Genomic DNA, 24767 nt, shown 5'->3' with positions numbered 1-24767 from the left:
GCGGTTCGGTGGTCAGGGCGAAGGGTTGATGTGGGTAGGGAGGTGACGTGAGGGGGTGCCGGGCAGTCAGCGACGGCCGGGGACGGCGGACTCCTCGGTGGGCGTGCGGCGCGGCCGGTCAGCGGTGGGTGTGCGGCGCACCCACAGGGCGGCGAGCAGGGCGGTCAGGACCAGGACGGCGGCGCCCAGGGTGAAGGCGCTGCGGTAGCCGGCGGTCAGCGCCTCCAGGGGTGGCCGGTGGCTGCCGGCGCGGGAGGTGACGGATCCGGCGACGGTCGCCAAGACGGCGAGGCCGACGGCGCCTCCGACCTGCCGGGTGGTGTTGACCAGGCCGCCCGCCAAGCCGGCGTCCGGTCCGTCGACGCCTGCCACGGACAGCCCGGTGAGCTGGACGAAGGCGACGCTCAGACCGAGTCCGACCAGGACGCTCGGGCCGAGCACATCGGTGAGGAAGGTGCCGTCCGCGCCGATCCGGGACAGCCACAGCATCCCGGCCGCCTCGGTCAGCAGTGCCGACACCAGCGCGGCGCGGCCGCCGGTCCGGCGGACGAGGGCGGGGGCGAGCGCGGCGCCGAGCATGTTCGCGAAGGCGAGGGGGAGTTGCCCGAGCCCGGTGGTCAGCGGATCCTCGCCGAGGACCTGCTGCTGGTAGAGCGGCAGGAAGAAGAACAACGCGATCCACACGGAACCGAACAGGCCCGTCAGCAGGTTCCCGACCGTCACGTCGCGGGCGGCGAACAGCCGCGGCGGCACCAGAGGGGAGGTGCTGGTGCGCTCGACCCGCCGGAACACCACCGCGAGCACGGCGGCGGCGCCGAACGCGGCCAGCACCCAGGGGTCCGTCCAGCCCGAGCGACGGGCCGTGGTCAGGCCCCACACCAGGGCGGTCAGGGCCAGGGCGCTCGTGGCGGTCCCGGCCCAGTCGAACCTGGCCCGTTCCACCCGGCCCGAAGCGGGGACGCAGGCGGCCGTCGCCGCCAGTACCGCCAAGCTGCCGATCGCCACCGTGCGGAAGATCCACGGCCAGCCCCACGCCTGGGTCAGCAACCCACCGAGCACCACCCCCGCCGCACCGCCCGCACCGGACACCGCACCCCAGACCGCCAGCGCCCGGCCGCGGGCCGGGCCCGGCGCATACAGGCCCACCGCGAGGGCAAGGGCCGCCGGGGCGACGGCCGCCGCCCCCGCCCCCTGGACGGCCCGTGCGGCGATCAGCACACCGGGCGAGGTGGCCAGCGCCGCGACGGCGGAGGCGGCCCCGAAGGTCCCCAAGCCGGCCAGCAGGACGCGGCGCCGTCCCAGCAGGTCGGCGGCCCGCCCACCGGCCAGCAGCAGCGCCCCGAACGCCAGGCCGTAGGCGTTGACCACCCACGTGGTGGCGGAGTCGGAGAGGCCGACGCCGTCCCTGATCTGCGGCAGGGCGACGTTCACGATCGAGGTGGCGAGCATGACGGTGGCTTGGGCGGCGGCCAGCACCGCAAGGACGGCGCCACGCGGCGGACTTGGCATGGGAACTCCGTGAACTGGGCCGTGGGAGACAGCCGGTGGGAGGGGAACGGCGCGGCGGCGTCAGCGCTCGGCGCGCTCGGCGGCGGACTTCAGGTGCAGCAGCCACTGCGCGAGCGACCGCTCCAGGGCCCGGGTGACGGCGTCGGCGTCGGCCCGCACGGGCGCACCGTCCCAGGACTCCTCCGTGACGACGAAGGTGGCCCTGGACGAAGGTGTGAACGTCCACTGGTGGACGGCGGTGATGCCCTGCGAGAGGCCACCCCAGAGAATCGACCGGGGCGCGTCCACCGCGTACACGGTGGAGGTGACGTCCACCCCGCCGGTGCGCCAGTGGAACACCGCGCCCGGAGCCAGCGGAGTCAGGGCGCGGGCCACCGCGATGTCCGGCTGCCAGGTCGGCCAGCCGGGCACGTACGTCAGCAGCGCCCAGACGGCAGGGGACGGGGCCCGGATCGGCAGCTCACGGCGGGCGACGACCGGGGCGGCCCGGTCGATGCCCGAGGGCGTGTTCTTCATGCCCCCGAGTCTGGTCCGCCCCACCCCGCGCCTTCATCGGCGAAAGTCACCTAGCCGACTGCCTAGGCGTCCCGGTCGAGCAGGTCGGCGACTGCCTAGGCGTCCCGGCCGAGCACGTCGGCGACTGCCTAGGCGTCCCGGCCGAGCACGTCGGCGAGTTGGCGGCGCGAAGTGACGTCGAGCTTGCGGAACACACTGCGCAGATGGGCGTCGATGGTGCGCGGGCTCAGGAACAGCCGGTCGGCGACCTCCCGGGAGGTCGCCCCGGTCGCCACCAGGCGCGCGATATTCAGCTCCTGACCGGTCAACAGTTCCACCGCGCCGAGCCCGGCCGGCCGAGCCTGCTCCCCGGCGGCGGCCAACTCCACCCGGGCCCGCTCGGCGAACCCCTCCGCGCCCATCGCGGTGAACAGCTCATGAGCGGTGCGCAGCGCCTCACGGGCCTGCCCGCGGCGGCCGTCCCGGCGCAGCCACGCGCCCTGGTGCAGCAGGGCCCGGCCGCGCCACACCCGCAGGCCGGCGGCGTCCAACCGGGCCACTGCCTCGGCGTGGAGTTCCGCCGGGTCGTCCGACAGCAGGGCGGCGAGGGCCGCGCGCACGCCCAGCGCCCAGTCGGTGCCCGCCGCCGACGCGTGCCGCGACAGCCGCGTGAACGCCTCCTGGGCAGTGTCCTGCTCGCCGCACCGGACGGCCGCCTCGACGAGCTCGGGCAGGGCGAGGCTGGACGTTCCCAGGTCTCCGTCCGCCACGGCCAGCCGCGCAGAGGCCAGGGCCGCGCGGTGGTCCGCGACGCCGTTGGCGTGCAGCGCCGCCGCCGCGTGGACGGTCGCCGTCAGCATGCCCTTGCGCCGGGCATGCGACTCGGCCAGCACCCGGTCGAACAGGGGCCGCGCCTCAGCGTCCCCGCACACCGCGACCGCGAACAGCCGGCCGTACCAGTGCGGCGGGACGCCGGTCACCTCGGCTATGCCGTCGGCCTCGCTGTTCAACGCCGCCGCATCGAGGACGTCACCGCGCTGCGCGGCGGCCATCGCCTGCATCCACAGGCCCACCGGCAGGACCATCAGCGTTCCGCCGGCGCGCGCGGCGTCAACGGCCCGACCGGCGAGCCGGTCCTCCAGGGCGACGTCCCACAACTCGATGGCGAGCAGGGCGGCCAGCGACAGCCGGCCCGCCCACAACGGGTCGGCCACGTCGGACAGCATCCCGAGCAGCGCCGGCACCACCGCGAGGTCGCCGTCGAGGTAGCCGACGAGGGCGTCCAGCAACTCGTCCGCAGTCGAGGGTTCACCGGCCGGTGCGGGCGCCCGCCGGGCCGCCGTCAGGGCGTCCCGCGCCGCAGGGGAGGACCTGCCCACCACCAGACCCGCCTGAAGGGCGTCCAGCAGGTGTGTCCGCGCCCGGCCGGGATCGAGGTCGGCCGCCGCCACCAGGTGGCCGACCGCGTCCGCCGCACCGTCGCCGAAGAACGCCGCACGGCCGCGCAGAAGTTCCGCCTGCACCCGTCCGGCGGCGTCGATCGGGCCGCCCTCGGCCGCCTCGACCAGCGTCAGCGCGCTCTCGAACGAGCCGGCCTCCATCGCAGCCCGCGCGGCGGCGAGACTGCGTTCGGCCCGCAGCCGCGGATCGGCCGTCAGGCCCGCGGCCTGCTCCAGGAACGCCGCCTCGGCAGCGGCCCCGCCCCGGCGCCGCGCTCGCTCCGCGCAGCGCAGCAGATCGGCCGCCACCTCCTCGTCCGGCCGGGACAGGGACTGCGCCCGGTGCCACGAACGCCGATCGGGCGCCGTCAGCGGATCGGTGACCTGTGCGAGCGCCCCGTGCACCCGGCGGCGCTCCGCCGGCGAAGCCGCCGTGTACACCGCCGAGCGCACCAGCGGATGCCGGAACCTCGACTGCCCGCCCAACTCGATCAACTCGCTCGCCTCGGCCTCCGGCCCCGCTTGTGGCCCCACCCCCAGCAGATCGGCCGCCCGCCACAGCAGGCCAGGGTCGCCCAGCGGTTCGGCGGCCGCCACCAGCAGCAGAGCCCGGGCGTCCTCGGAGAGCCGGGACACCTGCTGCTGATAGCTCTGCTCGATCCGGCTGGCCGGGGAGACCGGCGTCGGCAGGCCGAAACCGCCCGCCAGCACGGCGGGCCCGAGCCGGCGCGGCAACTCCAGCAACGCCAGCGGGTTACCGCGCGCCTCGGCCAGAATCCGCTCCCGCACCTGGTCGTCCACGGGGCCGAGCAGACTGGACGCCAGTAGCCGACGTGCCACCTGATCGGACAACCGGGGCAGCGTCAGCACGGGCAGCCCCTCCAACTCCGCGATGACGTGCGCGTCACGCACCCCGAACACGAACGCCACCGACTCGTCCGCCACCCGCCGCGCCACGAAAGCCAGTGCCTGCGCCGACGCCCGGTCCAGCCACTGCGCATCGTCCACCACGCACACCACGGTCTGCTCCCGGGCAGCATCCGACAGCAGCCCCAACAGGGCCAAACCGACGGCGAAACGACTCGGCGCGCCTCCCTCGTCCAGCCCCAGCGCCACCGCCAGCGCGTTCCGCCGTGCGGCGGGCAACCGCCCGATCCGCTCGTGCAGCGGGCGGGTCAACTGGTGCACGGCGGCGTACGCGAAGTCAGCCTCGAACTCCGCCCCGTTCACCCACAGCAGCCGCACACCCGGCAATCCGTCAGTGACATGGCGCAGCAACGTCGTCTTGCCGATGCCCGCCTCACCCCGCACGACCGCCGCCCCGCCCCGACCTGCCCGCGCACCGGCCAACAGGTCGACGAGGGCAGCACGTGCAGCAGGCGGTATGTACTCGGAGACGGTCGCAGAAGCCACCCCGGAATCATGCCATGCCACTTGACCTCGGCTTTTTCTCTCAGCCCGTAGGGCGGCCCAGGTGCCCGCTTCCAGGGCGTGGGCGAGGGCCAGCAGTGCCGGGCGGGGCGTTGCGGGCCGGGCAGGGGCGGCAGAAGGCGATGCGGAGGTACGCCCTTGCCGCGCGGGCGGGCAGCGGGCCCGGGGGGTCGGCGCTCCGGCGCAGGCAGGCGGCGAGGTCCTGCCAGGTGGGGCGTGAGCCCGCATCGTTCCCGGCCGCCCTCGGCGAAGGCGTCGCTCTGCGGCAGATGCACCTCGTTCACACCGAGGACCAGCTTCTGCCGGCCTGCGGCCACCGCCGCGGGGCCGGGCGGGGACGCCGCCAGACTTCATGTCGCCGACCGAACACCCCCGCGTCGTTCGACAGTGGTGGTTCTTCTGCGCGTCCGGCGAAGCCGTCCCGGTGGCGGCCCTTGGTCCGCCGGCCGCGCCGCCGTCCTGGTCGTCGTCAAAACGGTAGGTCTTCGGAGTAGCCGTCGGTCGCCCGCCAGGAATCACGTTCCGCCTTGAGACGGGCGTCATGCTCGCGGGCTGCGATGTCGTCCGCGTTCTCCAGGTCGCTGGTGTCGTGACCCCATGCCTTCATCGCGTCCAGGACGCGGTCCCGGTTGTAGCGGTCGGTGCTGGTGGCCAGCAGACGACGGGAGTGGCCGACCAGCTCGACCTGGTGTTCGGTGAGGACGGGATGCTCTGCGAGGGGGATCGCAGCAACCAGGGCCGCGTCGCGTACGTCTGCGTTGTCATGGCTGAGAAGGGGATGGACAGCGGAGAAGATCGCCGGGCGCAGGTCCCGGAACTCGCGCATCTCCCGGTACTCGCCGAGGAACCCCTTGCCGAAGTGGCGTTCGCCGAGGGCGACGCACTCGTCGTCGGCGTCGTAGGCGTTGTCACTGAGCCACTTGAGCAGTCTCACGAGGGTGGGGCGGTGCGGTGGTATGTCGGCATCCTGACCGAAGTGGTCTGCCGCGACGGCCGGGTGGTTGAGGATGGCGGCGACGTACAGCGCCACGGGCACGGTGGCTTCATAGATGGTGTTCTGGTGGGTCACTTTCCTGAGCGCGTTGTGGGTGGCGGCCGCGCTGACGACTGGGTCGGGGCTGAGGATGCGCGCCAGCGCTGCCGGCAGGGTTTCGCCGGTTCCTGGCCCGGACGGGGTTTCGAGCGACGCCCAGTCTGTACCGTCCAGGAGCGCCTGGTAGTGGGGTAGCTCCTGAGGGTGAGGATTCTCGGTCTGGCTGCGGCTGTTGGTCACAGGCGAAGGCTATAGCGCCTATGAGCCGTGCGGCGCGGGGTGTCATGTGTAGCGCAGACGCGCTTTCGTAGCGGGCGGAGAGGGCGGTCGTCGTGGTTGCCGGCCGGTGTTCGGCCGGGTTCCTCGCCGCCGTGGGGCCGGCCGCCGCCCTGCCGGCGCGGATCGCCAGGTCCCACCGCGGACTGTCCGGCGTTCCTGACGTCGCAGCAGGCACCCGTGCCGATCGCCTCGGTGCGGACAGGATCGGTTCCGGAACGACGGTTGTCGGACTCGTGTGCGATCGTGCAGAGGGGCTGATGCCCGCGTTGGTGCGGAGAGGACGGAGAGGCAGGATGACGGGCTGGGCCGGTGTGACCTGGGAAAGCTGGCGAGACCTCGGCGACATCCGCGCGCGGCTCGACGCGGGCGCTGACCCTGATGCGTGGGGCGGGGGGGCATCCTCTGCACCGGGCGGCAGGGTTCGGCTCTCCCGAGGTGGTGGCCGAACTGGCGGGTCGTGTCTCGGACGTGGATGCGCTGGAGTACGGGACGACGGCGCTGTGGGAGGCTGCCATGGGGGACCAGCCGGACAATGCCCGCGCCCTCGTAGCTGCCGGTGCCGATCCCTGGCGGCCCCAGCTCGGCGGTTGGTCGCCGGGCCGCCTCGCCCTGGCCGGGCCGATCCCCGATCTGTTCCCCGTCCCCGACGAGGAACCCGGCCTGACGGCAACCGAGCAGGCCACCATTCAGCGCGGCCGGCAACTCGTCGAGGCACTGGGACGTTTCCATTACGAGGGTACCGGCCTCGCCTGCATCGCCGGCATCGACGCCGCAGAGGCGGTCCGCCGCCTGGACGCGACGCCTGTGGACGAGGAGTTCGTCGCGGACTTCCTTGACGATCCGTACGAGTACGACACGGACGAGAGCCTGCTCATCGCCGGCGTCACGACCGTTCCCGGTGGATGCATCGTCACCCAACCCTGGGGCTACACCCCGTCCACCCCGGGCGCGATGACCCGCCTGACCACCGGTACTGTCGGCTACGGCCTCTACGCCAACCCCAAGAGCGGCAACCAGGGCAGCATCGTCCGCGACGGCACCGTCGAAGGCTCGGACCTCCACCCCGGCGGCAGCCCGCTCCCTGACGACAGCCCGCAGGAGGTCCTGGCCGGCTATCTCTACCGCCGTCACGCCGTCGCCTACGCCTGCGCTTTCGCCGGTCTCCGACCCACCAGCGCCCGCGCTGTCACCGGCCCCGCCGACACCTGGATCCGGCTGCCCGACCTCGACTACTGGGAGCACTGACCTGCCCCGCAGGCCCCTGCACGCCTACACCTGGCCGACTTCTACGGTCGGCTGCGGGACCGCTTCCGACTCACCGACGCACCCGCCACCGCGACCGACCCGGAGTCCTCCCCGCTCTTCCGTCCCGACTCCGCCGTACCCCCGGACCTCGCGGGGCTGCCGCCGCCCACCGCGGCCCGCTGAACGCCTCCCGGCCGCGCGGGCCGAACTCCCGACCGTCGCCGCCGAAGCCCCGCGGGAAGGTGCACGGCTTCCCAGGCGTCCGTGGCCCGAGGCGCGTCCGTCCGGGTGATGTTCTCGTCGGTCGGGTCCGGCTTCGCCGAGACGGGTGTGCCGCTGGTGGTTCGCTGTCCGGCGGGCGCTGGTCGACCGGTTCTGGCCGTGGTGGCACGGAAGAGCCGGCGATCGCCGGCTCTTCCGTGGGCAGGGAGCCGGTGAACCGCGCTTCCACGGTGGGTCCGGGGCGGAGGTGGCGGGTGGTCGGGGCTGGGCGTGGTGGTGGATCGGGTGGGCGAAGGCGGTGGTGGCGAGCCGCCGATCCGCTGCGGCGCATCACCCGGGCCGGCGGCAGCACCTGGCGCGGCGCGGTCCGGGCCGTTGAACGGTCCCGTGCCGCGGTGAGCGCCCGACTGCCGGCGTTCGCCCGCGGGCCCGGGCAGGCGCCCGCACCGCCCGGGCCGTTCCGCCCGGGGTTCTGGCGCAGTCCGATCCGGGGGCCCTGGCTGACGTCGGTGTTCGGGCTGGTGCTGCTCGTCGGGCTCCCGGTCCTCTTCGTGACCGGAGCCCTGTCCTACGCCGCGTACAACCCGGACCTCGGCCCGCTCAACGACCAGACCCCGGACAAGGGCGTGCTGGGCTTCTACCTCTTCGACTGGCCCACCCACCCGTCCTGGCTGTACCGGCTCACCCAGGGCGTGCACGTGACGCTCGGCGTGACCCTGGTGCCGGTGGTGCTGGCCAAGCTGTGGTCGGTGTTCCCGAAGCTCTTCGAGTGGCCGCCCGTGCGCAGCGCCGCCCACGCGCTGGAGCGGCTGTCGCTGCTGATGCTGGTCGGCGGGGTCGTCTTCGAATTCGTGACCGGGATCCTCAACATCCAGCTCCACTACGTCTTTCCGGGGTCCTTCTACACCCTCCACTTCTACGGCGCGTGGGTGTTCGTCGCGGCGTTCGCCGTCCACGTGGCCCTCAAGCTGGCAACGATGGTCCGCGCCCTGAAGTCGCGTTCGCCGCTGGGGGAGTTGCGCACCGGTCTCGCCGACACCAGGCCCGAGCCGCTCGACGCCGACGGTCTGGTGGCGGTCGCTCCCGACGCCCCGACGATCACCCGGCGCGGCGCACTCGCGCTGGTGGGCGTGGGGTCCCTGGTCCTGTTCGCGGTCACCGTGGGGCAGAGCATCGGCGGCCGGCTCCGGACCACCGCACTGCTGGCACCCCACAACCGTGAACCGGGGGAGGGTCCGAACGGCTTCCAGATCAACAAGACGGCCGCCTCCGTCGGCGTCTCGTCGGCGATGGTCGGTCCGCACTGGCGGCTGGAGCTGTACGGCGCCGGGCCGGCGCAGTCGCTCTCCCGTGAGCAACTGCTCGCGATGTCGCAGCGGTCGGCCTGGCTGCCGATCGCCTGCGTGGAGGGCTGGTCCACCGCGGACCAGCACTGGAGCGGGCTCCGGCTCGCCGACCTCGCCGCCATGGCCGGTCTGCCCGAGGCGTCGAGCGTGCTGGTGGAGTCGGTCCAACCGCCCGGGCCCTACAGCTCCGTGGTGCTGCGCGGCAATCAGATCCTCGACGTCCGCTCTCTCCTCGCCCTCGGGGTCAACGGAGCCGACCTCTCCCTCGACCACGGCTATCCCGCCCGGATCATCGTTCCCGCCAACCCCGGTGTGAACAACACCAAATGGGTCCGCCGACTCACCTTCAGGACGTGACCATGGCCCGACCTGCCCGCCTCACCCGCTGGTACGGCGCCGGCCCGATGCACCTGCTCGTTCTCGTCGCGTCCCTCGCGCTGACCGGGTACGCCGTCGAGCGACTCGTGGCCGACCGGCCTCTCGCGGTGGCGATCTGGTTCGTCGGCGCGGCCGTCGCTCACGACCTGATCCTGCTGCCCCTGTACTCACTCGCCGACCTCTCGGCCCGGGCCGTGCTCCGCCACCGCCGGGAACGGGCTGCCGCGGTGGAGTGGATCGGGTATCTCCGGGTACCGGCCTTCCTCTCCGGTATCCTGCTGCTCGTCTGGTTCCCGCTCATCCTCGATCTGTCCGAGCCCTACCCGGGAGCCACCGGGCTGTCGGCGGACGTCTACCTCGGCCGCTGGCTCGCGATCACCGGGGCCCTGTTCGGCGCGGCAGCCGTCGGCCTGGCGCTCAGGCTGCGCGCCGCCCATCGGACCGGGCGACGCGAGCCGCGGTGAGCGGCACCCGCCGTGGCACCCCACTGAAGCAACGGAAGCACCGCGGCGGCCCGGAACACCGCTGACCGGACGCCGGACGCCAGCCGCCGGCCGTCGAGGCGGGCCTCCGCGCGTGCACGGCGTCCGCGAATCGTAAGGCTGTGGTTCACGGAGTCCGCCGTGGCCGGCTCCTACAGTGGCCGGTACGTTCTTGCTCTGAGAGGTGGTAGAGATGACGGTGCATCAGGAGGAGCCGCGGGCCGAGGTGGGTGTGATCGGCGGTTCGGGGCTGTACACGCTGCTGGACGAGGTGACCGAGGTGCGGGTCGACACGCCGTACGGGCCGCCCAGCGACGCGCTGTTCCTGGGGGAGGCGGCAGGGCGGCGGGTCGCCTTCCTGCCCCGGCACGGGCGCGGCCACAGGCTGCCGCCGCACCGGATCGACTACCGGGCCAACCTGTGGGCGCTGCACTCGCTGGGGGTGCGGCAGGTGCTCGCGCCGTGCGCGGTGGGCGGGCTGCGGGCGGAGTACGGGCCCGGCACGCTGCTGGTGCCGGACCAGTTCGTGGACCGGACCTCGGGGCGGGTGCAGACCTTCTACGACGGGCTGCCGCTGCCGGACGGTTCGGTGCCCGAGGTGGTGCACGTGTCGATGGCCGACCCGTACTGCCCGGCCGGTCGGCAGGCCGCGCTGGAGGCGGCGCGCGGGGCGGCCTGGGAGCCCGTCGACGGCGGGACGCTGGTGGTGATCGAGGGCCCGCGCTTCTCCACCCGGGCCGAGTCCCGCTGGTTCACCGCCAACGGCTGGTCGGTGGTCGGCATGACCGGGCACCCCGAGGCGGTGCTGGCGCGCGAACTCGGGCTCTGCTACACCTCGGTGGCACTCGTGACCGATCACGACGCCGGTGTGGAGGCCGGCGAGGGCGTCACCCAGGCCGAGGTGCTCAAGGTCTTCGCGGGCAACGTCGACCGGCTGCGCACGGTGCTGTTCAAGGCCATCGGGACGCTGCCCACCGACCGCGCGTGCGTCTGCTCGCGCGCCCTGGACGGCCTCACGACCGGCCTCCCCGGCGTCCCCGGCGACTGACCGCTCCGGACCGGTGAGGCCACCACCGCGCGGTGCTTACGGATTCCGGACGGCGGCCCCGCCGGTGCCGACGGCGGGCAGGTACAGGTGGCAGGGTGGGCGCGTGCCCACCCGTGCTTCCCTGACCTGCGCCCTCGCGGTCGCCGCCCTCGCGGCGGCCCTCGCACTGACCGTGACCGGCGGCGGGACGCTCGCCGACCGGTCGCCGCTCCACGACTGGTACGCGCTCGACGCCGCGCTCTTCGTCCTCGCGCTGCTCCTGCTGCGGAAGGTGACCCGCCGCCACGTGGTGCCGCTGGTGCTGGGCGGGAGCGTCCTGGTCGCCGCGGCCGGGCTGCTGGCGCCGCCGCGTACCAGCGACGACGCCTACCGGTACGTGTGGGACGGGCGGGTCCAGGCGGCCGGGCTCTCCCCGTACGCGTACACCCCCGACGACCCGGCGCTGGTCCGGCTGCGCGACGCGGGCCTGTTCCCGGTGGGGGACGGCTGTGCGACCTGGGACGAGCGGCGGACGGCGGCCGGGGACTGCACCCGCATCAACCGGCCGGCCGTGCACACCGTCTACCCGCCGGTCGCGGAGGCCTGGTTTCTCGCCGCCCACCCCTTCGGCGGCGGGGTGCGCGGCGTGCAGGCCGCCGGTGCGCTGCTGGCGGTCCTCACCACCGGTGTGCTGCTGGCGGTCGGGCGGGGCAGTCGGCGGGCGGCGCTGTGGGGGTGGTGTCCGGGCGTGACGGTGTGGGCGGTCAACGACGCGCACGTGGACACCCTCGGCGCGCTCCTCATGGTGGCCGGGTTGGGCTGCGCGGCCCGCCGCCGGGCCGGTGCCGGGGGCGCCCTGCTCGGGGCGGCGGTCGCGACCAAGCTGCTGCCGGCGCTCGCCCTGCCCGGTGCGGTGTCCGGGCTGCTGGCCCGGCGGCCGACGAAGGGCGACCTGCTGGTGCCGGCGGTGGCCCTCGGGACGTTCGTGCTGGCCTACCTGCCGTACGTCGCCGTCTCCGGTGCCGGCGTCCTGGGCTACCTGCCCGGGTACCTGCGGGAGGAGGGGTACGAGCAGGGACACCTCGACCGGTTCGGGTTGCTGCGGGTGGTGGTGCCGGACCGGTGGGCCGCGTGGGCGGCCGCCCTGGCGCTGGGCGCCGTGGTGCTGTGGGTGCTGCGGCGCGGTGATCCCCACCGTCCGTGGCGCGGCGCGCTCCTGGTGACGGGGAGCGCCCTGCTGCTCGTCGCGCCGAGCTACCCCTGGTACGGACTGCTGGTGGTGGCCCTGGTGGCACTCGACGGGCGGTGGGAGTGGCTGGCGGTCCCGGCGGCCGGACAGGCGCTCTACCTGGTGGGCGGGCCGCAGGCGCAGCGCACCGCCTACGCGCTCGCACTGGTCTGCGTCCTGGTGGTGCCGGTGCTGCGCAGGCTCGTGAGCGCCGCGCCGGTCCGCACGGCGCGCGGCGCTGCGCCGGAGATGACGAAACCCTGACGGAACACCGCCGGCACTGGCCGGGGCCCGGGCCGACCTGGTCGAATCGGGGCCGTGGACAGAAAAGCGGAACACCCCAAGGGCACGCCCGTGGGCCGGCGGGTCGTGCTCGGGCTGCTCGGGCTGGGCACCGTGGGCGTCGCGGCCGGCCCGTACCTTCAGCGGGCCGAGTCGTCGTTGGCGGAGCGGGACCCGAGCGGCCTGAGCGGGCTGCTGCCGGGCAACAACGGCTTCCGGTACTACTCGGTGGTGACCTCCGTCCCCGAGCGGGACGCGACGAACTACACCCTCACCGTGGACGGACTGGTGGAGCGCCCCGCCACCCACCGGCTGGCCGACCTCCAGGCCATGCCGCAGCGGCGGCTGGTCAAGGACGTCCAGTGCGTCACCGGCTGGCGGGTGCCGGACACCCCCTTCGAGGGGGTGCCGCTGGCCCACCTGCTCGACGCCGCCGGGGTCGAGCCGGGTGCCAAGGCCGTGCGCTTCAGCTGCTTCGACGGCGCGTACACCGAGAGCCTCACCCTCGAACAGGCCCGGCGGGACGACGTGCTGGTCGCACTGCGCATGCAGGACAAGCCGATCGCGCACGACCACGGCGGGCCGGTGCGGCTGTACGTCGCGCCGATGTACTTCTACAAGTCCGCGAAGTGGCTCTCGGGCATCACCGTCACCGATGCGGTGCAGCCCGGGTACTGGGAGGGCAACGGTTATGACGTCGACGCCTGGGTCGGCCGGTCGAACGGGCGGGACGATGCACCGACGAGCTGAACTGGTCCTGCGCTTCACCCGCGCCGAGCGCTGGGTGCACCGCACCACGGCCGCGCTGATGGGCGTCTGCCTGGCCACCGCCGGCTGCCTCTACCTCGCGCCGCTCGCCGAACTGGTCGGCAACCGGCCGCTGGTGGTCACCGTGCACGTGTGGTGCGGCCTGGCGCTGCCGGTGCCGCTGCTCCTCGGCCTCGTCTCCCGGGCGGTGCGGGCGGACGTCACCCGGCTGAGCCGGTTCACCCCGGCGGACTGGCAGTGGCTGCGGGCCGTGCGCGCCCGGGCCGGGCACCGGCCGGCCGGGAAGTTCAACGCCGGGCAGAAGCTCTACGCGCAGTGGACGCTGGGCTCGATGCTGGTGATCGTCGGCACCGGGCTGCTGATGTGGCTCACCCACCTCGCCCCGCCGTCCTGGCGCACCGGCGCGACCTTCGTGCACGACTGGCTGGCGGCCGCCATCGCCGTCGTGATCGCCGGACACGTCCGGATGGCCTGGCGGGACCGGGAGTCACGGCTCGGAATGCGGACCGGCCTGGTGGAACGGCACTGGGCCGAGCGCGAGCACCCGCAGTGGCGGGCCACCGACGCCGAGCGGTAGGCGAGCGGCACCGCGCCGGCGCCCCTGGACCGCGCCGCCCGTCATCCGCCGCGTCGGGGGGCGCTCGCCCTTTGCGCGGCGCGGTTCACCCCTTGCGCAGCGCGAGGAAGTGGCGGCCGTGCGAGGTCCAGCGCTCCGCCGCGACGAGGCCCGTGGTGCGGGCCCGTCGCAGGGTGGCGTCCGCGCCGAGACGGGCCCAGGGGAACGGCGGGCCCAGGCGGCCGTCCGGGCCTTCCACCCGGACGACGGCGCGTTCGTCCACCTCCTCCGGCTCCACCTCCACCAGCAACAGCCCGTTCGGTGCGATGAGTTCGGCGCCCCGGCGGAGCAGGGCGTCGGGGTCGCCGCCGATGCCGAGGTTGCCGTCGGCGAGCAGCGCGGCGCCCCAGCGGCCCTCGGCGGGCAGGCGGTCGAACACCGACCGGCAGAGCGCCGGACCGCCGAGGTGCCGGGTGCGCGCCACGGCGGCGCCGGTGATGTCGACACCGAGCGCCGGGACGCCGAGGGCCAGCAGAGCGGCGACCAGGCGGCCGGGCCCACAGCCCAGGTCCACCACCGGCGCGTTCACCCGCAGGCAGCGCCGCAGCAGGCTGTGGTCGCTCGCGGCGGCGGGCGCGCACCAGCGTTCGACATCGAGGGGGATGCGCGCCCCGTCCTCCTGGCGCAGCCACAGCGGGCCGTGCCCGGCGCGGACGGCCTCGGCGAACGGATCGTCCACCCACGCGGTGGCCTGGGCGGTCATCCGGCCGTCCCCGGTGCGGCGTCGATCGAGCGCAGGCACGCGGCGAACGCGGTCTGCGGTGCCTCGGCGGCGACCCGGCGCGCGTCGAGGATGGTGTCCACGTCGGTGGCCCGGTCGAGGTGGTGGACCGTCAGCCCGTCGGCGACGAGGCGGTCGAGCAGGGCACGCCCGGTGTGGGGCGTGGACATCGGTACGCCCAGCAGGAGCCGCCGGGCGAGTCGCCCGGTGGGGCGCGCCAGCCCGAGGGCCCAGAACCCGCCATCGGTGGCGGGCCCGTACCAGGCGTCCACGCCCGGGCGGCGGGCGGCCGACAGCGGCTCGGCCAGCGCGGCCGCGTCCAGCTGCGGGGTGTCCATGCCGACCAGCAGAGCGGGTGCCCGCGGGGCCACCCGGGCGGCGTGCGCGAAGGCGGCGGCCAGGCGTTCGTCGAGCCCGCCCGCGCACTGCGGCACCACCTCCCATCCCGGTGGCAGCCACCCACCCGGTTCGCCGTCCAGCACCAGCAGCCGCCGCCCGGCGGGCATCCGGCTCAGGGTGGCGAGGGTGTCCGCGATCGCGGCTCCCGCCAGTGTCGCCGCCTGCTCGGGGGTGCAGGGCGGGGTGAGGCGGGTCTTCACCCGCCCGGGCACCGGAGACTTCGCGATGACCAGCAGGGTGGGCGGCGGTGCGGCCAGGACGGCCCGCATGTCCCGTACGGCCTGCCGGGTGCCGCGCAGCGTCCCGGTCACCTTGGAGCGGCCGGTGCGGGGCAGGTAGTCGACGGCGGTCTCGGCGATCCGCAGCCCGGCCACCGAGGCGGCGAGCACCATCTCCAGCGGATAGCCGGAGCGGCGGTCTCCCAGTCCGAGCGCGAGCAGCCGTTCCCGGTGCGCGGCGCGCATCGGCCCCAGGTCGTGCAGCGGCGCGCCGGTCCGCGCGCGCAGGCGGCGGGCCAGGAGGGCGTTGGCGAGCCGAGCGTGCGCCGGCCACGCGCGGGCCTGCGAGGGGCGGCGCCGGCCGAGCACGAGGTCCGCCGCGCCCGCCGCGACCGGCGCGGCGACCCGCGGCAGTTGGGCCGGGTCGAGCGAGCCGTCGCAGTCCATGAAGCAGACCAGCTCGGCGGTCGCGGCGAGGAGTCCGGCATGGCAGGCGGCACCGAAACCGCGCCGGTTCTCCGTGACGACGGTTGCGCCCAGGGAGCGGGCCAGTTCCGCGGAGCCGTCCCGCGAGCCGTTGTCCACGACGATCGCCCGCCAACCGGCGGGCACGCGTCCGAGCACCCAGGGCAGGGCCTCGGCCTCATCGAGGCAGGGCAGGACGACATCAGCGACAAGGGGAGGGATCACGTCGGCCACGCTAACCGCGGTCCGGCCCGTCGAAGCCGAACCGCGCCCTTACGGAAGTGCGACGTCCGGGCACCGCTGGCCCGTTCGGGGGAGCTTACGGAACCCGGACGTCGGACCCGGCGTGGCGCTCGGCGCTCGGCGGGGCTCGTATCCTCGGCGGGGTGAACGAGAGCCCCGCCACCCCAGGACCGCCGTGCCCCGGCCGCATTCTGGTGATCGACGACGACCCGACCGTGGCCGAGGTCGTCGCCGGCTACCTCACCCGGGCGGGCCACCGGGTCGACCGCGCTGCCGACGGCGACAGGGGCCTTGCCCTGGCCCGAGCCCATCGCCCGGACCTGCTGGTCCTGGACCTCATGCTCCCCGGCATCGACGGCCTGGAGATCCTGCGCAGGTTGCGCGCCTCCGAGGACGGCGCCGGGCTGCCGGTCGTCCTGCTCACGGCCAAGGGCGACGAGGCCGACCGCATCCTCGGCCTGGAACTGGGCGCGGACGACTACGTCACCAAGCCCTTCAGCCCGCGGGAACTCGTCCTGCGGGTCCAGTCCGTGCTGCGCCGCTCCCGGGCCGCCGCTCCGGCGCCCCCCGTCGGCGGCCCGGTGGTCTCCGGAGACATGGCGCTCGACCCGCAGGCCCGCCGTGTCCACCGCGGCGGGCGTGAACTACTGCTCACCCTCCGGGAGTTCGACCTCCTGGCGTTCCTCCTCCGGCACCCGCAGACGGTGTTCTCCCGCCAGGAGCTGATGGAACGCGTGTGGGGCTGGGACTTCGGGGACCTTTCCACCGTCACCGTCCACGTCCGCCGACTGCGCGAGAAGATCGAGGACGACCCGGCCGCGCCGATGCTGATCACCACCGTCTGGGGCGTCGGCTACCGCTACGACCCGGCGGCCGGGCAGGCGGGCGGCCCGGCAGCGGACCAGCAGCGCGGCCCGGCAGCGGTGCGGGAGGGTGGCCCGGCGTGAAGGACCTGCTGCTGATCGCCCTGTTCGCCGCGCTCGGAGCCGGCGGGGCCGGTCTGCTCGGCTGGGCGGCCGTCCGGCTGCTGCGCCGGCGCTCGCTCGCGCTGGCGCTGTTCTGCGTCGCCGCCGTCACTGTGCTGGCGGTCACCTCCGGGACCTTCGCCGTCGCGCAGGCGATGTTCCTGTCCCGGCACGACCTCGGGGTGGTCATCACGGTGCTGGCGATGGCCTCGGTGGTGTCGCTGGCGACCGCCGCGCTGCTCGGCCGCCAGGTCGTGGCCGGCGGCAGGGCGCTGACCGCGGCCGCCCGGACCGTGGGCAGCGACACCGGGTTCGCCGCGCCGGAGCCCCCGCTCGGCCTGGAACTGGCCCAGCTCAGCGAGGAACTCGCCGCCACCAGCGCCCGACTGGCCGAGTCGAGGGCCCGCGCGCAGGCCCTGGACGCCTCCCGCCGGGAGCTGATCGCCTGGATCTCGCACGACCTGCGCACCCCGCTGGCAGGGCTGCGCGCCATGGCCGAGGCGCTGGAGGACGGCGTCGCGAAGCATCCGCAGCAGTACCTGCAGCGGATGCGGACCGAGGTCGAGCGGCTGACCGGGATGGTGGACGACCTCTTCGAGCTCTCGCGCATCCAGGCGGGGGCGATGGCCCTGTCGCTGTCCCGGGTGTCCGTCTACGACCTCGTCGACGACGCGCTCGCCGGGGCCCATCCCCTGGCCCGGAAGCGCGGTGTCCGCCTGGAGGGCCGGCAGGTCGCCGCCGAGCCCGTCGAGGTGGACAGCGGCGAGATCACCCGGGTGCTCGGAAACCTCCTGGTCAACGCGATCCGCTCGACCCCGGAGGACGGCGTGGTCGCGGTCTCCGCCCGCCGGGAGGCCGACGAGGTGGTGCTGTCGGTCACCGACGGCTGCGGCGGCATCCCGGAGCAGGACCTGCCCCGGGTGTTCGAGACGGGGTGGCGCGGCAGTGCCGCCCGCACGCCCCGGCCGGCCGACCAGGGGAGTCCGCGGCAGCGGAGCGAGGGCGGGGGCAGCGGTGCCGGGCTCGGGCTCGCCATTGTCCGCGGCATCGTCGAGGCGCACGCCGGGCGCGCCCGGGTCCGCAACGTCACCGGGGGCTGCTGCTTCGAGATCGTCCTTCCCGCCGCGCGGACCTGAGGTCAGGCGCGCAGTGGCGCCGCCGCGAACTCCGCCATTCCCTCGGCGAACGGTACCCGGGCACGCCAGTGGAGCTCCGCGCGGAGACGGGAGGAGTCCGCGGTGACGTGCCGGACGTCGCCGAGCCGGTACTCGCCGGTCACCACCGGGGCCGGACCGCCGTGAGCGGCGGCCAGCGCCCGGGCCATCTCCCCGATCGTGTGCACCTCGCCGCTGCCCACGTTGTAGGCCCGGGCGCCGCCCGGCGGCCGATCTCCGACCGCCGTGAGCGCGGCCAGGTTGGCGGCGGCGACGTCTTCGACGTGGACGAAGTCCCGCCGCTGGCCGCCGTCCTCGAACACCCGGGGCGCCTCGCCCCGGGCCAGGGCGGAGCGGAACAGCGAGGCCACTCCGGCGTACGGTGTGTCGCGCGGCATCCCCGGCCCGTAGACGTTGTGGTAGCGCAGCGTCAGGACGCGGCCTCCGCAGGCTCGGGCCCAGGCGCTCGCCAGGTGCTCCTGGGCCAGCTTGGTGGCCGCGTACACGTTGCGCGGATCGGTCGGAGCGTCCTCCGTCACCAGCTCGGGGTGCAGTGGTGCGCCGCACCGCGGGCACGGCGGCTCGAACCGGCCGCCGTCCAGCTCGTCCGGGCGGCGCGGACCGGGCGAGACGTCTCCGTGCGCCGGGCACCGGTACCGGCCCTCGCCGTAGACCACCATCGACCCGGCGAGCACGAGGTTCCGTACCCCGGACTGCGCCATCGCGGCAAGCAGCACGGCGGTGCCCAGGTCGTTGCAGCCCGCGTAGGCGGGCGCGTCGTCGAGATCCAGCCCCAGGCCCACCATCGCGGCCTGGTGGCAGACCGCGTCCACCCCGGCCAGCACCTGTCCGACCGCCGCCGCGTCCCGCACGTCCCCGCGCCGCAGTTCCACGCCGTCCGGCAGCACGGGCATCACCCCGGAAGGGTGAACGGCGGGCAGCAGCGCGTCCAGGACGCGAACCTCGTGACCGGCCGCCACCAGCGCCCGCACGACCGTCGAACCGATGAACCCGGCGCCGCCGGTGACCAGAATCCTCATGCCCGCCGACGCTACCGGCCGCCGACCGCGCAGCCACCGAAGGCGGCCGCCGCGTCATCCATCGGTAAGAAGCAGCAGCCTGCCACCGGCTCGGTCCTGCGGCGGGTCGGTTGTTCGGTGGTGGTGTCGACCGGGTGCCTTGGGTCGTTCGACCTGCGTCTTTTGGTGGTCGGTTGAGAGTTGTGGGACGGCGTGAGAAGTAGTGGGGTTTTCCGCGGTCCGGATGAGAGCCCTGTATGCGCCGGGATGTTGGTGGGAGGCTCCTGGAGATCGGCGTCACGGGGCACCGAGCGGTTGGCGCTCGGCCGTGTCCGGCTCCCGCGATCGGTGACGCCTGCCGGGCGTGTGCTCCCGGCCCGGCGACGGTGTCGTGCGTAGCGTTGGCGGTGATGAACGAGGTGACGCGTGAATCGTGATGCGGACCATCCGGGCACGTCACCTGGTGAGGGGGACAGGCCGGATCTTCGGCTGTTCCTGGACGATCAGTTGGAGGGCACCGCCCAGCAGTTGCGTGCTCTGGCCAGGGCGAGGGACCGGGTGCAGGGGCTGCTGTCGGCGGTGCTGGCCATCGGCAGCGAGCTGGACCTGCCGACGGTGCTGCAGCGGATCGTCACGACCGCCATGGACCTGGCCGACGCGCGCTACGGAGCGCTCGGCGTGCTCGCCCCCTCCGGCGACCACCTGGAGCAGTTCATCACCGCCGGGTTGACCGACGACGAACGCGCGGCCCTCGCCGGGATCGACTTTCCCCACGGCCGCGGCGTCCTCGGGCACCTGATCCACCATCCCGAGCCGCTGCGGGTGGACGACATTCCCTCGCATCCGGCCTCGGTCGGCTTCCCGCCCGGCCATCCGCCCATGCGCACCCTGCTCGGCGTGGCGATCAGCGTCCGAGGCGAGATCTACGGGGACCTCTACCTCTCCGGCCGCCGTGACGGCCAGCCGTTCGACCGGGACGACGAAGGGGTCGTACGCGCCCTCGCGGGAGCAGCCGGCATCGCCATCGAGAACGCCCGCCTGTTCGGCTACATGCGCGACAGCACGGAACAGTTCCAGCGACTCCTGCTGCCCGTGCTACCGGACCTCACCCCGTTCTCCGGCGCCGCGGTCTACCGCACCGCCGCCGAACCGGCCACCGTCGGCGGCGACTGGTACGACGCCGTCGTCCTGCCCGACCGCGCCTGCGCAGCCGTCATCGGCGACGTCGTCGGCCACGACCTGCACGCCGCCGCCGCCATGGCCCAGACCCGCAACATGCTCCGCGCCCTGCTCTACGCCCGCAAGACCCCGCCCAGCGCGGTGCTCACCCAGCTCGACCGCACCATCCACGCCATCACCGACCTGCCCGTCACCACCGCGCTGCTGGCCCGGATCGAACCCGCCGCCAACGGCTGGACCCTCCACTGGAGCAGCGCCGGCCACCCGCCGCCGCTCATCCTCACCCCCGACGGATCACCCCGGTACCTGCACGCCGAACCCGGCATCCCCCTCGGCGTCGACCACGAGATCCGTCGCCCCGACCACACCCACCTCCTGCCCGGTGGCACCACCGTCCTGTTCTTCACCGACGGCCTCGTCGAACACCCCGATCACGCCATCGACGACCGCCTGGACGTCCTCGCCGACCTCGCCGCCGCCCACGCCCACCGGCCCCTGGACGACCTCGTCCGCACCCTCGCCGACAACCACCCCAGCGACGGCCACGACGACATGGCCATCCTGGCCATCCGCACTCCCACCGAGGACTGACTGGACAGGCCGCTCCCGTCCGGAGAGTGACGCCGGGCCGGCCGGCGACGGCCGCCGAGGCGTCCCGCGCGTAGTGGACCCGGGCCCCGTGCTGCGCGATCTGCCTCCGCCGCTGTGTCGCTACTGACCGTTCGCATCCTCCCTGCAGGCCTCACCGGGCCTCAACTGACCAGCAGGCGCCGCCGCCGAAGGCCCCATCGGGGCCCTCGACGGCTGGGCGTTCACCGGCCAGGCCGTGGCGGCCCTGAGGCCCCGGAGTGCCGGTTGAGCGAGCGACGGGCACCGCTGTCCGGAGGGCGCTACCGACACCGGGTTGAGGTCGGGTCAGGGCCCGGTGTCACCGGGGTGGGAGCAGAGTCCGCCCTGGTAGTGGCTGTCGTACCAGGCGCCGGTGGCGTCCAGGTCGAGGTTGGTGCGGCCGGGGCCGACGCAGCGGTGGTAGTCGGACCGGGCATGGGTCCGGCCGCTCCCACCTGACGGCACGGCCCCGGTCACCCCGTGCGAGGGTGATCCGGGCCTTCCGGCCGGTGGCTTGCGGGCGCGTGGACTGTGCGCCGCGGGACGCCGTATGCCGATCGATCGTGCAGATCACATCGATGGAGAGTCCATTAACCTTCCTGTGGTGAACGTATTAAAGGAACACCTCACCCGTGCACTGGCCCGGCTGCGTCTGGTGACCAGATCCAGGGCGGCACTGGTAACGCTGTCGATTCTGGGTACGGCACTTGTCGTGGTACCAGGGGCTTCCCCCGCCGCCGCGGCGCCGTTACGGGAGACGTCCATCATCACCAACAACATCCAGGGTGAGGGCGACGGGACGGCCAGCAAGTGGACCACGCAGGTCCAGAATTACGCCAGGTCTGCCAATATCGTCCTGATCCAGGAAGCCGGGCCCCAGGGCCCCAGCGGCGCCGCCCGGCAGGCGGACGTCATCACCGCGGACGGTGACACCGTCCGGCACTCGATGTGGCAACCGTTCACCAGCCGGATGCAGCCCAGCCCGTACCACATCTTCTTCATCCAGACCGACGACTACGGCGGTCGGGGCCAAGGTGGCCGGGTGAACCTGGCGACCATCACCAATGACCAGCCCGACGAGGTACGCGTCGTCACCAACCCGCTGGAGCGGGGCCGGGCCGCGCTGGGCGTCCGGTTCGGAGACGACTGGTACTTCAACGTGCACGGCCTGTCGGGCGGCGGCGGCGACTCCAACACCCTGCTGACGGCGATCCGCGACTCCGTCCACTCCTGGGGCGCGCAGTACCGCTGGACGGCCGGCGGCGATTTCAACGTCGACCCGATAACGCTGCAACGCCGCGGCACCTTCCCGATCGGCGCCCGCGTCTACCGTTCCCGACGTGCCACCCACCAGAGGGGCGGCGAACTGGACTACTTCGTCAGTTCCGACGACAACGTCGGCAACGTCACCGCGAGCCGTATGGACGCAGGCAGCAGCGACCACTACCCCGTGATGTGGAACGGCATGCGCGCGGCGGCGGAACCGCCGGAGCTGAAGGTGATGCCGCTGGGCGACTCGACCATCGGCACCGGCGAGAAGATCGGCTACGGCGCCACCCTGGCCGGCTCGCTCTTGGCCCTGATCTCGCTCGTCTCCCAAAAGCGGGACGTACCGGTGGACTTCGTCGGCTCCGGCTCGACGGGGCAGAAGGGAGACCCCTCCTACGAGGGCGCTCCCGGCGAGCAGATCAGCGCCATCGCCAAGCGGTCCACAACCGCCCTGCCGAAGTACCGGCCCAACATCGTGACGCTGCAGGCCGGCACGTACGACATGCGGGACGGCAAGCAGGACGGCGCCGCGCAGCGGCTGAAGGACCTGGTCGACCAGATCGAGAAGGACAACCCGGGCACGGTCGTGGCACTCGCCACCCTGGGTCCCGCCACCGACCCCGCCGTCCAGGACCGGATCACCGCCTACAACGACGAGATCCGCAAGATGGTCGGCGCCTGGCAGAGCGCGGGACGGCACGTCGTCCTGGCCGACACCGACGCCATGACCACCGAGGACCTGTCCGGTGACGGCCTGACGCCGAACGACTCCGGCAACAAGAAGATCGCCGAGGCGTTCCAGGACGCCATCCGCTGGGCCCTCGTCATGGACTGGGTCCCGGAACCACGAGCCGGCGACGGGAAGTTGCCACTGAAGGTGATGGTGGTGGGCGATTCGATGAGCCAGGGCTACGAAGGTGACTGGACCTGGCGCTACCGCCTTTGGGAATGGTTCAAGAAGGAGCACATCGACGTCGACTTCGTCGGTCCGTACCAGGGAACCCGTCCTCAGGAATCCCCCAAGCCCCCGCCCGTGCCGCCGTTGCAGGGGGAAGCCCCGCCACCGGCTCAGAGCGTTCCCGTCACCTCGGGCGCGTATGCCCCCGGGGTCGCGAAGGACTTCGACTCCCACCACTTCTCGGTCTGGGGCCGGCAGGCGGCGCAGGACAAAACGCTGATCGCCGAGCAGGTGGCGAAGTACCAGCCCGACCTGCTCCTGGTCGGGCTCGGCTTCAACGACATGGGCTGGTTCGTCAGCGGCCCGGAAGGCACGCTGGACAGTATGCGGACGCTGGTCGACCAGGCCCGCGCCGCCAAACCGGACCTCAACTTCGCCCTGGCCAACGTTCCCCAGCGGACGTCCATCGGCGGCCGGGACGACCTGCCCGTCAACACCACCAAGTACAACAGCATGCTCGCGGCCGCGATCCCGTCGTGGAACAACGACAAGTCCCGCGTTGCCCTGGTCGACTGGGCCGGCAACTACAGCTGCGACACGCATGACTGCCCTGCCGGCTACGACGGGCTGCACCCCAACGCCCTGGGCGAGTACCAGATCGCCCAGGCGTTCGTGCGCACCTTGCACGACAGCTACGGTCTCGGCAGCCAACTGATCGACATTCCCGCGCATGTCCCCGACCGGCCGACGCTCGCGCCGGACACGGTCGAGGTCAGCTCCGGCCCGAGCGGCATCACCCTGAACTGGGAGCCGGTCTTCGGCGCCCGCGGATACACCGTCCGGCACCGGATCAAGGGCTCCGGCACCTGGGACGAGACACCGGTCAAAGCGGCCCGCTTCGACACCACCTGGACCCTCGACGGGTGGGAGTGGGAATACCAGGTCCGTACCGACAACGGTGAGGACGGGAAGTCCGAGTGGTCCCACACGGTCGGTGGTGTCGCACACCCGGAAACCGCCGCGGCCCCCAAGGGAATCGTCACCCGGGCCACCGCCACCGGCGTCGACGTGTCCTGGGACGCGGCGACCGGCCCGTACACCGACACGATCGACCGGTACGAGATCATCACCTGGGACAGGGACACCCCCGGCGCGTTCCTCAACAGCACCGCGGTCAGGGGGAATTCGGCGCACATCGACGGGCTGAGGGAGGGCCATCACTACCTCGTCGCGGTCGCCACCTGGAACGCCGCCGGTGGCGGCATGCCGGGCGTCGCCCGATCCGTCACCGTCGGAGCCGGCACACCTCCGGCACCCACCGGTCTGAAGGTCACCTCCACCGACGCCACTACCGTCCAGCTGTCATGGAACGGGTCCCTGTGGGCCGCCGGTTACCGCGTCTGGATCCGCAACGTCAACGACGACAGCGGGTCCAAGCACGACGGCAGCGGGTTCAAGGCCGACGAGTACGTCACCAACGAGACCAGCCGGGGCATCGCCTACCTCGTCCCCGGCGTCTGGAACTACGAATTCTGCGTCACCGCCATCAACGGCGAAGCGGAATCCGGCAAGTCCAACTGCGTGATCGCACCAAAGCCGTCGGCCCCGGCCCAGACGCCGGCCCCGACGGACCCGAAGAAGGGCGCACCGCCCTCCGCCCTGACCCAGGCCCCGCGCGCGCTGGTCGGAGCGGCCGGGTAAGAGGGGCCGCACTCCGGTGAGGAGGCGGTGGGTGAACGCCGCACCGCCTCCTCACCTGGGCGCCGAGGTTCTTCGGCAAAGATCCGGCGTCGTCGCGGCACGAGCGGACGGGGAGTCTGTTGTGGGCGGACGATCCCCGGCTGTCCG

At 73.6% G+C, this 24767-nt stretch carries 19 protein-coding genes and 1 pseudogene; 11 read left to right on the top strand and 9 right to left on the bottom strand.

The genetic code is table 11. The annotated features are described in order from the left end of the window. Positions 1 to 66: 66 nt before the first annotated feature. From ACIRVF_RS22260 to ACIRVF_RS22245, 4 genes are all read right to left on the bottom strand, one after another. Entirely contained in the window at positions 67 to 1509 is a 1443-nt protein-coding gene (locus ACIRVF_RS22260) for an MFS transporter (RefSeq protein WP_402820352.1), read from the bottom strand. A 60-nt stretch (positions 1510 to 1569) separates the two neighbouring features. After that, complete coding sequence (locus ACIRVF_RS22255; protein ID WP_402820349.1) at positions 1570 to 2025, bottom strand: SRPBCC family protein; 456 nt, start codon at positions 2023 to 2025, stop codon at positions 1570 to 1572. A gap of 128 nt (positions 2026 to 2153) precedes the next feature. After that, a complete protein-coding gene (locus tag ACIRVF_RS22250; RefSeq protein ID WP_402820346.1) occupies positions 2154 to 4856 on the bottom strand; it encodes an AAA family ATPase in 2703 nt (900 codons plus the stop codon). Between the two features lie 487 nt (positions 4857 to 5343). Continuing rightward, positions 5344 to 6147, bottom strand: coding sequence for a hypothetical protein (locus ACIRVF_RS22245; RefSeq protein WP_402820343.1), 804 nt, complete (start codon positions 6145 to 6147; stop codon positions 5344 to 5346). A 474-nt stretch (positions 6148 to 6621) separates the two neighbouring features. On the opposite strand from ACIRVF_RS22245, the gene ACIRVF_RS22240 reads away from it, so the two are divergent. The 7 genes from ACIRVF_RS22240 (at position 6622) to ACIRVF_RS22210 (ending at position 13741) form a co-directional block, all read left to right on the top strand. Beyond that, positions 6622 to 7431, top strand: a complete 810-nt coding sequence (locus ACIRVF_RS22240) for an ankyrin repeat domain-containing protein (RefSeq protein ID WP_402820340.1) — start codon at positions 6622 to 6624, stop codon at positions 7429 to 7431. Positions 7432 to 8048: 617 nt separating this feature from the next. Continuing rightward, complete coding sequence (locus ACIRVF_RS22235; RefSeq protein ID WP_402820337.1) at positions 8049 to 9356, top strand: molybdopterin-dependent oxidoreductase; 1308 nt, start codon at positions 8049 to 8051, stop codon at positions 9354 to 9356. A 2-nt stretch (positions 9357 to 9358) separates the two neighbouring features. Beyond that, positions 9359 to 9841 (top strand): hypothetical protein, encoded by a 483-nt coding sequence (locus tag ACIRVF_RS22230; RefSeq protein ID WP_402820334.1) that lies wholly within the window; start codon positions 9359 to 9361, stop codon positions 9839 to 9841. A 211-nt stretch (positions 9842 to 10052) separates the two neighbouring features. Continuing rightward, positions 10053 to 10907, top strand: a complete 855-nt coding sequence (locus ACIRVF_RS22225; protein ID WP_402820331.1) for an S-methyl-5'-thioadenosine phosphorylase — start codon at positions 10053 to 10055, stop codon at positions 10905 to 10907. 103 nt (positions 10908 to 11010) lie between these two features. Continuing rightward, positions 11011 to 12378, top strand: a complete 1368-nt coding sequence (locus ACIRVF_RS22220) for a hypothetical protein (protein ID WP_402820328.1) — start codon at positions 11011 to 11013, stop codon at positions 12376 to 12378. A 54-nt stretch (positions 12379 to 12432) separates the two neighbouring features. Beyond that, on the top strand, positions 12433 to 13146 hold the full coding sequence (locus ACIRVF_RS22215) for a molybdopterin-dependent oxidoreductase (protein ID WP_402820325.1): 714 nt from the start codon (positions 12433 to 12435) through the stop codon (positions 13144 to 13146). Continuing rightward, positions 13130 to 13741, top strand: a complete 612-nt coding sequence (locus tag ACIRVF_RS22210; RefSeq protein WP_402820322.1) for a cytochrome b/b6 domain-containing protein — start codon at positions 13130 to 13132, stop codon at positions 13739 to 13741. Before ACIRVF_RS22215 ends, ACIRVF_RS22210 begins: the two co-directional genes overlap by 17 nt. A gap of 85 nt (positions 13742 to 13826) precedes the next feature. Here ACIRVF_RS22210 and ACIRVF_RS22205 read toward each other — a convergent pair whose 3' ends face one another. The 3 genes and pseudogenes from ACIRVF_RS22205 to ACIRVF_RS22195 all read right to left on the bottom strand — a co-directional run. Next, positions 13827 to 14483 (bottom strand): class I SAM-dependent methyltransferase, encoded by a 657-nt coding sequence (locus ACIRVF_RS22205; RefSeq protein ID WP_360429367.1) that lies wholly within the window; start codon positions 14481 to 14483, stop codon positions 13827 to 13829. Further along, positions 14480 to 15007: a DUF2064 domain-containing protein gene (locus ACIRVF_RS22200; RefSeq protein WP_402820715.1), complete on the bottom strand. Its 528-nt coding sequence runs from the start codon at positions 15005 to 15007 to the stop codon at positions 14480 to 14482. The genes ACIRVF_RS22205 and ACIRVF_RS22200 overlap by 4 nt, the downstream gene beginning before the upstream one ends. Before the next feature lie 99 nt (positions 15008 to 15106). Beyond that, a pseudogene (locus ACIRVF_RS22195) lies at positions 15107 to 15817 on the bottom strand (glycosyltransferase family 2 protein); the annotation flags it as partial. Positions 15818 to 15969: 152 nt separating this feature from the next. Here ACIRVF_RS22195 and ACIRVF_RS22190 point away from each other — a divergent pair. Together ACIRVF_RS22190 and ACIRVF_RS22185 are read left to right on the top strand one after the other, a co-directional pair. Beyond that, positions 15970 to 16773 (top strand): response regulator transcription factor, encoded by an 804-nt coding sequence (locus ACIRVF_RS22190; protein WP_402820319.1) that lies wholly within the window; start codon positions 15970 to 15972, stop codon positions 16771 to 16773. Beyond that, positions 16770 to 17927 (top strand): sensor histidine kinase, encoded by a 1158-nt coding sequence (locus ACIRVF_RS22185; protein WP_402820316.1) that lies wholly within the window; start codon positions 16770 to 16772, stop codon positions 17925 to 17927. The genes ACIRVF_RS22190 and ACIRVF_RS22185 overlap by 4 nt, the downstream gene beginning before the upstream one ends. 2 nt (positions 17928 to 17929) lie before the next feature. Here ACIRVF_RS22185 and ACIRVF_RS22180 read toward each other — a convergent pair whose 3' ends face one another. Next, entirely contained in the window at positions 17930 to 18985 is a 1056-nt protein-coding gene (locus ACIRVF_RS22180) for an NAD-dependent epimerase/dehydratase family protein (RefSeq protein ID WP_402820313.1), read from the bottom strand. 468 nt (positions 18986 to 19453) lie between these two features. Here ACIRVF_RS22180 and ACIRVF_RS22175 point away from each other — a divergent pair, with 468 nt between their 5' ends. Continuing rightward, complete coding sequence (locus ACIRVF_RS22175) at positions 19454 to 20734, top strand: PP2C family protein-serine/threonine phosphatase (RefSeq protein WP_402820712.1); 1281 nt, start codon at positions 19454 to 19456, stop codon at positions 20732 to 20734. Between the two features lie 324 nt (positions 20735 to 21058). Here ACIRVF_RS22175 and ACIRVF_RS22170 read toward each other — a convergent pair whose 3' ends face one another. After that, the gene (locus ACIRVF_RS22170; RefSeq protein ID WP_402820311.1) at positions 21059 to 21229 is read right to left on the bottom strand and encodes a hypothetical protein; all 171 of its coding nucleotides are present in this window, start codon (positions 21227 to 21229) and stop codon (positions 21059 to 21061) included. Between the two features lie 73 nt (positions 21230 to 21302). Here ACIRVF_RS22170 and ACIRVF_RS22165 point away from each other — a divergent pair, with 73 nt between their 5' ends. Further along, positions 21303 to 24620: an SGNH/GDSL hydrolase family protein gene (locus ACIRVF_RS22165; protein ID WP_402820309.1), complete on the top strand. Its 3318-nt coding sequence runs from the start codon at positions 21303 to 21305 to the stop codon at positions 24618 to 24620. Positions 24621 to 24767 lie beyond the last annotated feature (147 nt).

The sequence above is a fragment of the Kitasatospora sp. NPDC101157 genome (assembly GCF_044768255.1).
Taxonomy (GTDB): Bacteria; Actinomycetota; Actinomycetes; order Streptomycetales; family Streptomycetaceae; genus Kitasatospora.
The sequence above is the reverse complement of the archived record's forward strand: the minus strand, read 5'-3'. Positions and strand labels throughout refer to the sequence as shown.

Bases quoted from the DNA above. Each gene is read 5' to 3' on its own strand.
- ACIRVF_RS22260 (WP_402820352.1), bottom strand. From the start codon at position 1,509: ATGCCAAGTCCGCCGCGTGGCGCCGTCCTTGCGGTGCTGGCCGCCGCC.
- ACIRVF_RS22255 (WP_402820349.1), bottom strand. From the start codon at position 2,025: ATGAAGAACACGCCCTCGGGCATCGACCGGGCCGCCCCGGTCGTCGCC.
- ACIRVF_RS22230 (WP_402820334.1), top strand. From the start codon at position 9,359: ATGGCCCGACCTGCCCGCCTCACCCGCTGGTACGGCGCCGGCCCGATG.
- ACIRVF_RS22225 (WP_402820331.1), top strand. From the start codon at position 10,053: ATGACGGTGCATCAGGAGGAGCCGCGGGCCGAGGTGGGTGTGATCGGC.
- ACIRVF_RS22210 (WP_402820322.1), top strand. From the start codon at position 13,130: ATGCACCGACGAGCTGAACTGGTCCTGCGCTTCACCCGCGCCGAGCGC.
- ACIRVF_RS22205 (WP_360429367.1), bottom strand. From the start codon at position 14,483: ATGACCGCCCAGGCCACCGCGTGGGTGGACGATCCGTTCGCCGAGGCC.
- ACIRVF_RS22200 (WP_402820715.1), bottom strand. From the start codon at position 15,007: ATGCCCGCCGGGCGGCGGCTGCTGGTGCTGGACGGCGAACCGGGTGGG.
- ACIRVF_RS22180 (WP_402820313.1), bottom strand. From the start codon at position 18,985: ATGAGGATTCTGGTCACCGGCGGCGCCGGGTTCATCGGTTCGACGGTC.
- ACIRVF_RS22165 (WP_402820309.1), top strand. From the start codon at position 21,303: ATGCCGATCGATCGTGCAGATCACATCGATGGAGAGTCCATTAACCTT.